This is a genomic window from Plantactinospora alkalitolerans (genome assembly GCF_015690345.1).
Lineage (GTDB): Bacteria > Actinomycetota > Actinomycetes > Mycobacteriales > Micromonosporaceae > Plantactinospora > Plantactinospora alkalitolerans.
Genome location: NZ_JADPUN010000145.1, coordinates 43,900 through 57,383, shown reverse-complemented (window position 1 = coordinate 57,383; position 13,484 = coordinate 43,900). Strand labels below are relative to the sequence as shown.

The 13,484-nt window shown below is 71.7% G+C and carries 10 protein-coding genes; 5 read left to right on the top strand and 5 right to left on the bottom strand.

Features of this window, described 5'->3' with window-relative positions; genetic code table 11:
* Position 1: 1 nt before the first annotated feature.
* On the bottom strand, positions 2-1,342 hold the full coding sequence (locus tag I0C86_RS14425; RefSeq protein WP_196201723.1) for a cupin domain-containing protein: 1,341 nt from the start codon (positions 1,340-1,342) through the stop codon (positions 2-4).
* Complete coding sequence (locus I0C86_RS14420; protein ID WP_196201722.1) at positions 1,333-2,583, bottom strand: iron-containing alcohol dehydrogenase; 1,251 nt, start codon at positions 2,581-2,583, stop codon at positions 1,333-1,335. The genes I0C86_RS14425 and I0C86_RS14420 overlap by 10 nt, the downstream gene beginning before the upstream one ends.
* 376 nt (positions 2,584-2,959) lie before the next feature.
* On the opposite strand from I0C86_RS14420, the gene I0C86_RS14415 reads away from it, so the two are divergent.
* Positions 2,960-4,159: an Nramp family divalent metal transporter gene (locus tag I0C86_RS14415; protein WP_196201721.1), complete on the top strand. Its 1,200-nt coding sequence runs from the start codon at positions 2,960-2,962 to the stop codon at positions 4,157-4,159.
* Positions 4,160-4,192: 33 nt separating this feature from the next.
* Here I0C86_RS14415 and I0C86_RS14410 read toward each other — a convergent pair whose 3' ends face one another.
* Both I0C86_RS14410 and I0C86_RS14405 read right to left on the bottom strand, forming a co-directional pair.
* Positions 4,193-5,632, bottom strand: coding sequence for an MFS transporter (locus I0C86_RS14410; RefSeq protein WP_196201720.1), 1,440 nt, complete (start codon positions 5,630-5,632; stop codon positions 4,193-4,195).
* Positions 5,616-6,374 carry a TetR/AcrR family transcriptional regulator gene (locus tag I0C86_RS14405; RefSeq protein WP_196201719.1) on the bottom strand — a complete coding sequence of 253 codons (759 nt, stop codon included), beginning with the start codon at positions 6,372-6,374 and terminating at the stop codon, positions 5,616-5,618. Before I0C86_RS14405 ends, I0C86_RS14410 begins: the two co-directional genes overlap by 17 nt.
* A gap of 311 nt (positions 6,375-6,685) precedes the next feature.
* Here I0C86_RS14405 and I0C86_RS14400 point away from each other — a divergent pair, with 311 nt between their 5' ends.
* On the top strand, positions 6,686-8,428 hold the full coding sequence (locus I0C86_RS14400) for a DEAD/DEAH box helicase (protein WP_196201718.1): 1,743 nt from the start codon (positions 6,686-6,688) through the stop codon (positions 8,426-8,428).
* A gap of 17 nt (positions 8,429-8,445) precedes the next feature.
* Here the strand turns inward: I0C86_RS14400 and I0C86_RS14395 are convergent, their stop codons facing one another.
* Positions 8,446-8,883, bottom strand: coding sequence for a hypothetical protein (locus I0C86_RS14395; protein WP_196201717.1), 438 nt, complete (start codon positions 8,881-8,883; stop codon positions 8,446-8,448).
* Positions 8,884-9,240: 357 nt separating this feature from the next.
* Here I0C86_RS14395 and I0C86_RS43385 point away from each other — a divergent pair, with 357 nt between their 5' ends.
* From I0C86_RS43385 to I0C86_RS14380, 3 genes are read left to right on the top strand one after another with little or no spacing between them, the layout of a single operon-like run.
* Positions 9,241-11,673 carry a glycosyltransferase 87 family protein gene (locus tag I0C86_RS43385; RefSeq protein WP_230394140.1) on the top strand — a complete coding sequence of 811 codons (2,433 nt, stop codon included), beginning with the start codon at positions 9,241-9,243 and terminating at the stop codon, positions 11,671-11,673.
* The gene (locus I0C86_RS43380; protein ID WP_230394139.1) at positions 11,670-12,707 is read left to right on the top strand and encodes a lysylphosphatidylglycerol synthase domain-containing protein; all 1,038 of its coding nucleotides are present in this window, start codon (positions 11,670-11,672) and stop codon (positions 12,705-12,707) included. The genes I0C86_RS43385 and I0C86_RS43380 overlap by 4 nt, the downstream gene beginning before the upstream one ends.
* A complete protein-coding gene (locus I0C86_RS14380) occupies positions 12,707-13,375 on the top strand; it encodes a class I SAM-dependent methyltransferase (RefSeq protein WP_196201716.1) in 669 nt (222 codons plus the stop codon). The genes I0C86_RS43380 and I0C86_RS14380 overlap by 1 nt, the downstream gene beginning before the upstream one ends.
* Positions 13,376-13,484 lie beyond the last annotated feature (109 nt).

The following is a 13,484-nucleotide window of genomic DNA, read 5'->3' as shown; positions in this document are numbered from 1 at the left end:
CCTATCCCTCGTCGTATCCCCAGCTGGACAGGTCGCGGCGGCCTCGTCGGGCGGTCGCCGCCGGTGCGTACGTGTTGGTCAGTTCGACCAGGTCGAGATAGCCGACGTGGGAGCCGGAGCCGAACTTCAGCAGTGCCCCGTCACCGGACCAGCGGTGCCGGACGAACGGGCCGACCCAGGCCGAGCCGTCGGCGGAGAGGGTGGTGCTCTGGCGCTGCCCCTGCGCGTCGTCCCAGTCGAGGGTGAGTTCGCCGCCGGCGACGAGGTAGTGCGACTCGGCCGGCTCCACCAGGTCGGCACCGGGCAGCTCGGCGGCGTCCGGGTCGACCCGCAGGTAGAGCCCGGTGAGGTCCGGCAGGTGCGGGGCGCTCGCCATCGAGGCCACCTCGTACGGGCCGAGCCGGCGGCGCGAGGCGCGGGCGTCCGGCACGTCCCGGTACGACTTGCCGACCGCGTCGTGGCTCCGCTCGGCCGGCAGCAGCAGGCGGTAGTCCAGTCCCACCGTCCGGGCCAGGGCCCGGAGCACGGGGATCCCGGCCACCGGGTCGCTGACCGCCTTGTCCAGCGCCGCCGGGTCGACGCCGATCGCCTCGGCGGCGGAGGACCGTTGGTAGCCGCGCCGGGCCAGCAGCAGGTCCAGCAGGTCTCCCGGGGAGAGCCCGCCGTCGAGCAGTTCGAGGTACCGGGCATAGGCGCTGTCCGACCACGCGTTCGCCTCCTCGATCACCGGCGCCATGTTCGACTGTCCGGTGTAGGAGACGATCCGGGCCGGCGCGGCACCGGCGAGCGAGTAGCTGTGCGGGCAGTACGACGGTTCGACGTACGAGTCGCCGACGATCCACGGGTCGTCGCCGGGGTTGGCGTGCAACACCTGCCAGGTCTGCGGGGTGAGTTCCGGTCCCCACCGGCCGTGGATGTCTCCCGGGCCGAGGTTGACCGTGATGGCCGGTTCCAGGTGCCCGTTGTTGAGCGCGGGCAGCCGGTCGGCCGGGCAGAGGATGTCGAGGATGACCGGCGCCACCCGGCCGGGCGGCGCCGCCATCGAGTAGTAGTTGTAGAAGTGGATTCCGTCGCGCTGGATCGGCCGGCAGGTGGCGGCGAGCGCGTCCGCCGTCTGGTGTACGACGGTCAGGTCCCGGGCGCCCTGGGCACAGAGTTGGGCCGGATCGACGCGCAGTGCGAGCGCGATGCGGCCCAGCAGCGCGTCGTCGACCTCGGCGATGCCGCCGCCGAGCAGGCCGGTCAACTCTTCCCCGGGCACCCCGGCGAGTTCGGCGACCTGCGTCGCGGTGTGCTTGCGGGCGTTCATCCAGTGCGCGACCTTGAACGGGTCTACGAGCATGACTCCTCCAGTCCCAGCGGAGTGCCGAGGAGCCGGCTGAGGACGGGGACGTCCAGCCGGCGCGGATTGTCGTGGCATCGGGGGTAGTTGAGGGCCTCGACGGCCAGGTCGTGCGCGTCGACGGGTAGCCCTTCCAGGGGCGTCAGACCGGCTCCGACGAGCAGCCGTTCGACCCGTGCGGCGGCGGCAGCGGCCCGTGCGGCGCCTGCTCCGTCCGGCCCGCCTGCTCCGTCCGGCCCGGATGCCGCCACGTCGGCGCCCAGGGCCATGGCGATCCGGTCGACCACCGCCCGGACGTGCCGGACACCCCGCGGGTCCGCACAGTCCGCCGTGGTCACATCCGCGTTGTGACGCAGCAACCTCGGCAGGCTCACCCCGCACGCGTGCCCGTGCGCCAGCCCCAACCACAGGGTCAGCGGGTACGAGATGGCGTGACAGGACGAGGTCGGTGCCTCGGCGATGGCCCTGCCGGAGTGGTGGCCGGCGAGGAGCAGGGCTTCTCGCCCGGCGTCGTCGAGTCGTCCGGCGACGAGCCGGTCCAGCACACCGGCGGCGGCGCCGAGTGCGCTCAGGCCGAAGGCGGTCGACGCCGGGGTGGAGCGGATCGACCAGGCTGCCTCGGCGCCCTGGCAGATCGTGTCCAGCACGGCGCAGGCGAGGACGGTCCGGTCCAGCCCCACGAGCAGGTCCGGATCGAGGATCACGGTCCGGGGCAGCAGCTCGGGACCGGCCAGGGAGAGCTTCCGGCCGGCGGCGGTGTCCCAGAGGGTGGCGAACGGGGTGGCCTCGGCTCCGGTGCCCGGGGTGCTGGGCACCGCGACCACCGCCGGTCGGGCGGGAGCGTCGACCGGCCAGCGCCGCCGCAGTTCGGGGTCGTCGCACCCCCGCGCCACGTCGCGCTCGTCGAGGTCGGGGTACGGCTGTAGCGCCACCGCCGCCTTCACGGTGTCGAGCACGGTGCCACCGCCGACCGCCAGCACGATCTCGGGGCGGCTTCCGCGGAGCAGCCGTGCCAGTCGCAACACGCCGTCGGGGGTTGCCGGGCCCGGGTGGACGTACCGCCGGATCGGCAGCGGTCGCAGCGCGGCGACCATCCGCTCGGCCCAGGACCGGGTGTCGAATCCCGGGCCGACGACGAGGACGGCGCGGAGTTGCGCCGCCGGAACGCCGGTGATCGCCTCGGCCTCCGCCGGTACGGCGGCGACGGCGCCGGGCCCGACGATCGTGCGTTGGGCCGGCACCCGCGCACCGGGCACGGGGGTGGCGACCGAAGAAGGTTGCGGTGCAAGTCGCATGTGGCCCCCCAAACAAGCAACTTGATCAGTCAAGCCGATGCGGCCAATCAGCCGGGAATCTAAAGCCTTGACAGCGTCGAAGCGTACAAACTACGACTACATGAAGTCAACAATATAAGGAGCAACCTCAAGACGGTGATCCGTCACAACGTCCGTATTGAGGGCCCTCAGGCGAGTTGTGAAACTTGACGAATTACCCGCCGGGGGATGCGTACCTACGCAGACTGGAGGCACGGTGCGATCACAGAATGGTACCCGTTCGAGCGCCCAGAGTAATGTCGCACATCATTCACCGAAGCTGAACTCATCCATTACCGGCAAGATGCCCCTCGGACACCTTGTCATTCGGCTGGGTCCGGCGTTCGTAGCGGCGATCGCCTACGTCGACCCCGGCAACGTGGCGACGAACGTGTCGGCCGGCTCCCAGTACGCGTACCAACTGGTCTGGGTCGTGGTGCTCGCGAATCTGCTCGCCGTGCTTACCCAGTACCTGTCGGCGAAGCTCGGCCTCGCCACCGGTCGTACCCTGCCGGAACTCTGCCGTGAACGGTTTCCCAGGCCGGTGGTCTACCTGCTCTGGGGCCAGGCCGAGGTGGTGGCCATCGCCACCGACGTCGCCGAGGTGCTCGGCGGTGCCGTCGCCCTCTACCTGCTGTTCGGTGTGCCGCTGCTGGCCGGCGGGCTGCTGACCGGCGCCGTCGCGTTCGTCCTGCTGATCGTGCAGACCCGGCACGGGCAGCGGAGCTTCGAGCGGCTCACCGCGGCGATGCTGGCGCTGATCTTTCTCGGCTTCGGCTACGCGGCCGTCACCGCCGAGCCCTCACCTCGAGGCCTGGCCGGCGGTGTGATACCCGACTTGCCGGACCAGGGCGCCATCCTGCTCGCCGCGGCGATCCTCGGCGCCACGATCATGCCGCACGCGATCTACCTGCACTCCGCGCTGATCCGGGACCGCTTCGGCGTGGTTCGCACCGTTCCGGCCCGGCGGCGGCTGCTGACCGCCACCCGGATCGACGTGGTGGCGGCGATGCTGGTGGCCGGTGCCACCAACGTCATGCTGATCGCGATAGCCGCGGGCAGCCTGGCCGGCAGCGGCGTCACCGAACTCGAGCAGGCGTACCACCTCTTCGACGAGCGGTCCGGTGCGCTCGCGGCGGCCTGTTTCGGGTTGGCCCTGCTCGTGTCGGGGCTGGTCTCCTCCTCGGTCGGCACGTACGCCGGCTCGGTCATCCTCGCCGGCTTCCTCCGTCGGTCCATCCCGGTGACCGTGCGCCGGCTGGTCACCATCGTGCCGGCGCTCGGCATCCTGGCCCTGGGCCTGGAGCCGACCAGAGCGCTGGTGCTCAGCCAGGTCACGCTGAGCATCGGCATCCCCTTCGCGCTCTGGCCGCTGGTGTTCTTCACCCGGGACGCGTCGCTGATGGGAGAGCTGGTCAACCGGCGGATCACCACGGTGGCGGCGAGCTGCGCGGCGGTGTTCATCTCGGTGCTGGCCGTGCTGACCATCCTGGTCGGCGGCTGAGTGGATCCCGGCAGGACCGGGTCGGGCGCAGGCTCAGCCGACCCGGTCCTGCGCGCTGGACGCGGACAGCGGTGGACCCGCTCCGACCGGCAGCACGGCCGGGGACCGGCGCAGGGCAAGCACCGCGAACAGGGCCAGTCCGGACGCCGCGCCCGTGCACCAGAACCCGCGTAGCAGGGCGTCCCGGCTCTCGGGTCCGCTGAGCGAGCCCAGGATGGCCACCACCACCGCGACCCCGAGGGCGGCACCGACCTGTCGGGCCGTGGCGTTGACCGCGCTGCCGGTGGCGAACCGGGAGACCGGAAGCGACGCGACGGCAACTCCGGTCAACACGGGAAAAGCCATCGCGTTTCCAATACCAGTAAGGAACGAACCTGGCAACCATTCAGTCAGATAATTGAGCTCAACTCCAGGAACCGTGGCAAACCACACGCAACCAAGCCCGTACACCACCACACCGATACCGGCGATCCGCTTTCCGCCGAATCGGTCGGCCAAGATTCCGGCGACCGGCGCACACGCGGCGGTTATCAACGGGCCCGGCGCGAGTGCCAATCCCGTCAACACCGGCCGAAGATGCCACACATTACTGAGATAGAGCACATCTACCAGAATTTTGCCGTAGATCCCGATGGAGAACAGGACCAGGGCGGCGTTGCCGGCCGCGACCGGACGGAGCCGGAGCAGACCGAGTTCCACCACGGGTGCGGGATGTCGCGCGGATCTCCAGAGCGCCAGGCCGATCAGGCCGAACGACCCGGCGAAGGGACCGAGCGTACGGGCACTGGTCCAGCCCCAGTCGTTGCCCTTGGTTATCGTCAGCGCCAGCGCGCCGAGCCCCAGCGCGAGGGCGGCGGCACCGAGCAGGTCGGGCATCCTGCCCCGTCGCTGGTCCGCCGACTCCCGCAGTACGCGCGCGCCCCAGATCATCGTCGCCACCCCGATCGGCACGTTGACCAGGAAGACCAGCCGCCAGTCGAGCACCTCGATCAGCACGCCGCCGACGGTGGGCCCGAAGGCCGCGGCGGCGGCCGCGCAGGCGCCCAGCATGGAGGTGGCGGCGAGCCGGCGCTCCGCCGGGTACTCGTGGAGCAGCAGGGCGATCGAACTCGGGATCACCGCCGCCGCGCCGATCGCCTGCACGACGCGGGCCGCGATCAGCCACCAGACGGACGGGGCCGCGGCGCAGCCCGCCGACGCCACCGTGAACAGGAGCAGCCCGATCAGGAACAGCCGCCGCCGGCCCACCATGTCGGCGAGTCGACCGGCCGGGACCAGGGCCGCGGAGAAGACCACGTTGTAGCCGTTGAGCACCCAGGACAGTTCGTCCTCGCGCACCGTGGGGAAGTAACGCTGGAGATCCGGGAAGGCGACGTTGACGATGGTGACGTCCAGGAAGGCCATGAAGGCGGCGAGGGAACAGACGGCGAGTACCCGCCGGGCACGGGCCCTGGCGTCAGGTGTCTCTGGCATGCGCGGAGTCCTCTTTCCTGGCGCTCCTGGGTCGGTCGGGACGAGCGAAACCGTCGCGGCCGTACGTGCTGTCCCGGGCGGCGTCGAGGCCGAAGTGCTGGGCGATGGCGATGCACACCTCGACCCAGGTGGCAAGGAACCGTTCGTCGTCGATGTCGAGCGGCTTACGTCCGTAGATCGACTCAAGCGTGCGGTAGTGGCCCATCGAGCCGGCGACGATGAGGGCCAGTGCTTCGGCGTCCACGTGCGCGGTGCCGGCGGCCTCGGCGCTGCGGCTGATCCACTCCGCGATCCGCCGGTGCGGGCTGTCGTGTACGGCCTCCCGTAGCTGGTCGAGGAGCCCGGGAACGACCTCGCCCTCCTGCCGGACCAGCCGGTACAGCGGTTCCCGGCGGTTCAGGTCCTGGAGGTTCCACCGCCCGAGCAGGATGATCTCGGACCGGAGGTCGGCCAGCGGCAGCAGGTCGAGCGCGGAGGTGAGCACGCTCAACTGTTCGATGTGCCGCTCGATGCCGGCCCGGAGCACCTCCTCCTTGCTGGCGAAGTACTGGTAGAGCGCCCCGGATCGCGGTGCCAGGCCGGCCCGCGCCTCGATCTCCCCGATGGTGGTCTTCCGGTAGCCCTGCTCGGCGAAGAGATCCATCGCCGCGCGAAGCAGCCGGTCCCGTGTTCCCAGTGCCCGGGCGGATCCGCCCGACTCGGTCCCGGACCTGTCACTCTGATCCTTACGGCGATCACTCATCCACCAGCCACCTGACCAATACGGTGTTGTATTCCACGACTACGGACGACTTGGTTCTGCCGGCAGCATAGTGCAGGGACGGGCTGAATGCCCGTTGAGGGGCGGTGAAGTTACGGTGAAGTTACAGGTTCCGCCCCTCCGAGGACTCGGATCCCGGCCGGGCGCGGAACGCTCGACCAGCGCCGATCCACCGATCACATCAGCCGTTTGACCGGGCCGGACGAGCCGGCGCCGGGCCCGGACCACCCCCCGGGCGGCCCGGATGGCCGGTCGCCGAGCCACGCACTCCGGCGTGGTGGAAGGCTGACGGTATGAGTTCCGAAAGCGCACCACCGGATCCGGTGGTCACCACGAGCCCCGACGGCACCGACGACGACTCCGCCACCTTCGCCGATCTTGGGCTGCGGGCCGAACTCCTCGACGCGCTGAGCACGCTGGGCTACGAGGAGCCGACCGCGATCCAGCGGGAGGCGATCCCACCGCTGCTGGCCGGGCGTGACCTGCTCGGACAGGCGGCCACCGGAACCGGAAAGACCGCCGCTTTCGCGCTACCACTACTGCAGCGGATGCCGGCCGACCGCCGCTCCGGGGAGCCGACGGCGCTGATCCTGGTACCGACCCGCGAACTGGCCGTCCAGGTCTCCGAGGCGATCCACCGGTACGGTCGGGACCTCGGCGTACGGGTGCTGCCGATCTACGGCGGACAGCCGATCGCCCGGCAGTTGCGGGTGCTGGACGGCGGAGTCGACGTCGTGGTGGCCACCCCGGGGCGGGCACTGGACCACATCTCCCGGGACACGTTGCGGCTGGGCAGCCTCGTCACGGTGGTGCTGGACGAGGCGGACGAGATGCTGGACATGGGTTTCGCCGAGGACATCGAGGCGATCCTGCAACACGTGCCCGAGCAGCGGCAGACGGTGCTGTTCTCCGCGACGATGCCGAGCCGGATCGACGGGATGGCCCGACAGCACCTGCGCGATCCGGCCCGGATCGAGATCGGCCGCCAGCCGGCCCCCTCCGGCACGGCGCCACTGGTCCGGCAGACCGCGTACGTCGTCGCGCGATCGCACAAGCCGGCGGCGCTCGGCCGGATCCTCGACGTCGAGGCGCCGACCGCGGCCATCGTCTTCTGCCGCAGCCGGGAGGAGGTCGACCGGCTCACCGAGACCATGAACGGTCGGGGATACCGGGCCGAGGCACTGCACGGCGGGATGACCCAGGAGCAGCGCGACCGGGTGATGGGCCGGCTCCGGGCGGGCACCGCAGACCTGCTGGTGGCGACCGACGTGGCCGCCCGGGGGCTGGACATCGAGCAGCTCACCCACGTGGTCAACTACGACGTGCCGTCCGCGCCGGAGTCGTACGTGCACCGGATCGGCCGGGTCGGCCGGGCCGGCCGGCAGGGGATCGCGATCACCCTGGCGGAACCCCGGGAACACCGGATGCTCAAGACCATCGAGCGGACCACCGGGCAACGGATCTCGATCGACAAGATTCCGACCGTGGCCGACCTGCGGACCCGGCGCCTGGAGATGACCCGGGCCGCGCTGCACGAGAGCCTGCTCGAGGACGACCTGGATCCGTTCCGGGTGATCGTGGAGACCCTCACCGACGAGTTCGACGTGATGGAGGTGGCCCTCGCCGCGGTGCGGCTGGCGCACGAGTCGACGGGCGGCGCGGTCGACGAGGAGGACATCCCGCAGGTGGCGTTCCGGGGCGACCGGGACAGCCGTCCCCGCCGCGACGGCGGTCGGGACGGCGGTCGGGACGACCGGCGTACCGGTGCCGGTCGGTCCCGGTCGGCCGACATGGCGTGCCTGTTCATCGGCGTCGGACGCCGGGCCGGAATCCGCCCGCAGGACCTGGTCGGTGCGATCACCGGCGAGACCCGGGTCAGCGGCCGGGAGATCGGGTCGATCGAGATCGCCGACCGGTTCTCGCTGGTCGAGGTGCCACGGTCCGCCGCGGACGAGGTGATCGCCCGGCTGCGGCAGAGCACCATCAAGGGCCGCAAGACGACGGTACGCCGGGATCGGGAGGTCGGCCGGGAGTGACCTGTCGCATCCGCTGATCAGGACTGCGGGCGGAGCAGGTTGCGCAGCTCGCGGGCGAACTCGGCGATGGAGAGCGCGGCGGTGAACGGCGGCAGCACGATCACCGCGATGTTCCGGGGGTCGAGCGACTGGTCGGTCAGCACCAACCCGAAGAGGATCTGGGTGACGGTACCGATGCCGACCAGCAGCCAGGGGTAGACCCGGGACGTCCGCTGCGGATCGATGGTGGCCGCGACCAACCCGAGGCTGCCGACGATCACCAGACCGACCACCACGACGGGATAGAGCCAGGCTGGCGAGTCGGAAACCTCCACGTCGAGGCCGCCCGCGGCCCGGTAGGAGACCGCGAGCCCGGCGAGATAGATGACGAACACGCCGATCGCGCTGAGCACTCCGAGGAACCGGGCCACCGCGATCACCCGGGGCGGTTCCGAGCCTTCCCACTGCTTCGTCATCGTTTCCACCATGGAGGGAGGAGGATCGGTCGGTTTGCTGGCGTCAATGATTTCCCGCGCCGGCCCGCCGGTTCGTCGTACGGTCGGATTGTTCATGACTACCTTCCGTGTCTGCGTCGTCGCCGATCGACAGTGACGGACGCCGACCGTTCCCGATCGGAGCACCGGGCGCCCAGCGGATTCGGGCCGGCAGGTCCGCGGCCCCACCGCCGGTGCACCCCGCGGATGGCCGGATCGCCGATTTCCGGTACGGGACAACGCCACCCGCTCTGGACGCTGGGTAATCCAGACACGTTCCAGAAATCGCGGTAGGTCGATTGTTAGCGTGTGCCCGCCGGCCACGGAGGGAGATCGGTGATGGCGCCCGCTACCGCTACGAACGTGCCGCTCCGGCCCCGGATCGGTGCGGCTTCCGGGGGTGCCGCCGTGGCACTGCTCGCGACGCTGGTCGCCGTCGGGGCCGTCGCGGTGCACCGGGTCACCGGCCGGTACTGGGGCGATCTCGCCGTCTACCGGGCCGGCGGGTCCGCCGCCGAAGCCGGCGACGGCGGTCTCTACCAGGTGGCCGTGCGCGGCGCGGACGGGATCGAACTGGGCTTCACCTACCCGCCGTTCGCGGCGCTGCTGTTCCAGCCCTTCGCGGCCGTCGGCCCGCAGGTCGCGATCGGGATCTGGACACTCGGCTCGATGCTCGCGCTGGCGGCGGTGCTCCGGCTGGCGCTGCGCTCGACCGGGGTGCCGGACCCGCGTCTCGGAACACTGACGCTGGTCGGCACGGTCGCCGCGCTGCCGATGTTCGCGGTGTCGGGTCACCTGCAGGTCGGCCAGGTCGGCCTGTTCCTGATGCTGATCGTGCTGGTCGACCTGACCGGCGATCAGCACCGCTGGTGGTACGGCCTCGGGGTGGGGGTCGCCGCCGGAATCAAGCTCACCCCGCTCGTCTTCGTGGTGCTCCTGCTCGCCACCGGCCGGGTACGGGCCGCGGCGACGGCGGTCGGCGGGTTCCTCGGCACCGTCGCCGTCGGGTTCTGCTGGCGGCCGGAGGACTCGTCGGCGTACTGGTCCGGCGCGATCCTGGACACCTCCCGGGTCACCGCCGACCTCCGGACGATCCTGAACCAGTCCCTGCCCGGCGCGCTGGCCCGGCTGACCGACTCCGGCGATCTGCGGCTCGGATGGCTGCTGGTGGCGCTCGTCGGCGCCGCCGGCCTCGCCGTCGCGGTCTGGTGTGTGCGGGCCGGCGAGGAACTGCTCGGGGTGCTGGCCTGCGCGACGACCGGCCTGCTGGTCTCCCCGATCTCGTGGCACCACCACTGGGTCTGGGCGGTGCCAGCCCTGGCCGTGCTCGCCGAGCGGGCCTGGCGGCTCCGCAGCCGGGTCGGGCTCGCCGCCGTGGGCCTGGGCTGGCTCGCCTTCGTGGCGGGCACCGGCTGGGTGCTCGTGGGGCTGCGGGGCCAGGATCTCCACTTCGACGACTGGGCACTGCTCTACAGCAACCTGTACGTGCTGACCGGGCTCGTCCTGCTCGGCTGGCTCCCGGTCCCGCTCCGCCAGGCGGCCCGGACCGCCCGGCAGACCGGCACCCCGGCGTACGGCGCTGCGGAGCGGGACGGGGCGTACCGGCCCGACCGGGTCGAGCACGGCGGGGGCACCCCCGCACCCGCCCGAACCGACGCCGTACGGGTGTCGGTGGTGATCCCCAACTACAACAAGGAGAAGACGCTCCGGGCCTGTCTGACGGCGGTCTACGCGCAGACTCTTCCGCCGGCCGAGGTGATCGTCGTCGACGACGCCAGCACGGACCGGTCCCGACAGATCGCGGCCGGATTCCCCTGCACCCTGCTCGCCTTCCCCGCCAACCGGGGCGTCTCGGCGGCCCGCAACGCCGGGGCCGCCCGGGCAACCGGCGAGGTGCTGTTCTTCGTCGACTCGGACATCGCACTGGCCCCGGACGCGCTGGCCGCGGCGGTCGGGGCGCTGCGGGAGCATCCGCGCTGCGGCGTCGTGCAGGGGATCTACGACCTGCACCCGCTGTTCGCGGACGGGCCGGTCGAGTCCTACAAGACGCTGTTCGAGCACTACTGGCGGCGCCGGGCCGTCGGCGTGACCTCCAGCACCATGTTCGCGCTCACCGCGGTCCCCCGGCCCGTCTTCGATGCCGTCGGCGGCTTCGACGAACGGCTCCGCGACGCCGAGGACGTCGAGTTCGGCACCCGCCTGCCGGCGTCGTACGAGATCCGGACGAGTGACCGGGTCATCGGCCGGCACGACGACGTGGACCGGCTCTGGCCGTACCTCTCGGAGCTTTTCCGGCGGGCGCTGACCTATGCCGGGGCGGTGGTGGTGGCCCGGTGGACACCACCGGCGATGCCCGGACCGCGCCCGGCGGTCGCCACCTCGGCAGGAGATCCGCTTCCGGCGGACGGATCGGGGTCGGCGTCCGGTCCGGAGCGGCGGGATCCACACCGCATCGACCTCGGCTCCCTTGCCGGCATGCTCGCCAGCGCGTCGGCGGTGGCCACCCTGCCTCTCGCCGTCGCCTCGCCCTGGCTGCTGGCCGTGCCGCTGGCCCTGCTGGCCGGATTCCTCGCCGCCGACCGGGAGCTGTTGACGTTCGCGCTCCGCCAGCGCGGACCGGGGTTCCTGCTCTACGCGACGCTGATCCGCTTCCTGACCCACCTCACGGAGTTCGCCGGCCTGACGCTCGGGGTGGCGCGGGCGATGGCCCGGCGAACCAGCCGGCTCTGGACAGCTCGCCGGGACGCCGAGCAAAACGAGGGGGGACGATGAGCACCCTCGCGCCCGCCGAGGCGGGCCGGCGGACGGCCGGAGCCGGTGGACACACCTGGTGGCGGCTGGCGAACCGGGCGCTGACGGTGGTCTTCGTGCTGGCGCTGGCGGCCGGGCTGGTGCTGTTCCTGCGGAGCCAGGACTGGACCCCGGTCAGATCGCTGGCGCAACGGCTGGATCCGGCGCAGGTCACCGTGGTCCTGATCGGCGCGCTGCTGGTCAACGCGGTCGGGCTGCTGCTCGGGCTGGTCTCCTGGCAGGCCCTCTTCGCCGACCTGGGTGCGGCGGTGGACCGGTGGACCGCCGCCCGGTTGTTCTTCGTCGGGTTCCTCGCCAAGTTCGTGCCGGGCCGTTTCGTCGCGCTGCCGGTGCTGTTGCGGATGGGCAAGGAGATCGACGTCGGCCCGGTCCGGCTGGCCGGCGTCTTCCTCCTCAGTTGGACGGTCGTGGCGCTGACCGGGATGACCGTCGCGCTCGCCGCCGGGCCCGGCGTACTGCCCGGGGCGACCGGTTGGCTGCTGCTGGCCGTACTGCCGCTGGCCGTACTGTTCGTCCGGCCCGAGCTGCTCAACCGAGGACTGGACGCGCTGGCCCGGCTACTGCGTCGCCGACCCCCGCAGGTCACGGCGTCCCGGGCCGGGGTACGCCGGGCCATCGTCACGCAGTCGCTGTCCTGGGTGATCTCGGGGCACCACCTCTGGCTGCTCGCGGTCACCGCCGGCGCTCCACCGCTGCGGTCCTATCTGGTCTGCGTCGCGGGCTTCGCGGCCGCCACCGTGGCCGGCCTGCTGGTCATGCTCGTCCCGGACGGCCTCGGGGTCCGGGAGGCCGTCCTGATGGTCGGCCTGGTCACCGTGATGCCGGCGTCGGTCGCCACCCCGGTGGTGCTGGCCAGCCGGCTGGTCTGCGCGCTCAGCGAGGTCGCGGTCGGTGCGGGCGGGCTGCTGCTGGCCCAGTACCTGCATCGGCGCCGGCACGGTCGGGACAGACCGGCGGCGACGCGATCGGAGAAGTCGGAAAGGTCGGTGAGCTGATGACGAATCCCCTGGTCCGGGTGGTGGCCCGGCTGACGATGGCGCCGCTGCGGAAGCTGGTCCGGCCGAACCGGAGAATGAACGCGGCGCTGTGGAACGCCCAGTACGCGCTGGGCCTCTGGCGCTTTCTCGACGGGATGTCCGATGGCGGCATGCCGCTGTCGCTCATCGCACGGTGGGCCCCGGACCCGACGATCCTGGACCTCGGCTGCGGTACCAGCGCCAATCTGCCGCTCGCCCCGGGGCGGTACCGGCGCTACCACGGGGTCGACATCAGCCGCCGGGCGATCGACCAGGCCCGCGCGATCGGCCGTCCGGACACCTCGTTCGAGGTCGCCGACATCCGTACCTTCGACACCCCGGACCGGTTCGACGCGATCCTGCTCCGGGAGGTCATCTACTACCTGTCCGAGAGCGAGTCGGCGACCCTGCTGCGTCGACTGCCCGGGATGCTCACCGCCCGGGGCAGGATCCTGGTCCAGGTCTACGACACGGCCCAGGCCGGGGAACTGCTGCGGTTGGTCCGAAGCTGTGGCCTCACGGTCGCCGAGGGGCTGCCGACCCGCCTCGGCCCCGGGCCGTCCGGTGTCTTCCTCGTCCTGACCGCACCGGCCGCGACGGCGGGTCGGGGCATCGGCGACCCGGGCGACGACACCGCCCGGCCCTGACCATCCGGCCCTGACACTCCGGAACCCCGAACGGCGCGGCCGGCGCCCTCGTCGGCAGACCGCCCCCGGACCGCCCGGATGTCGACGAGGCCGGGCGGCGGCCGGGACC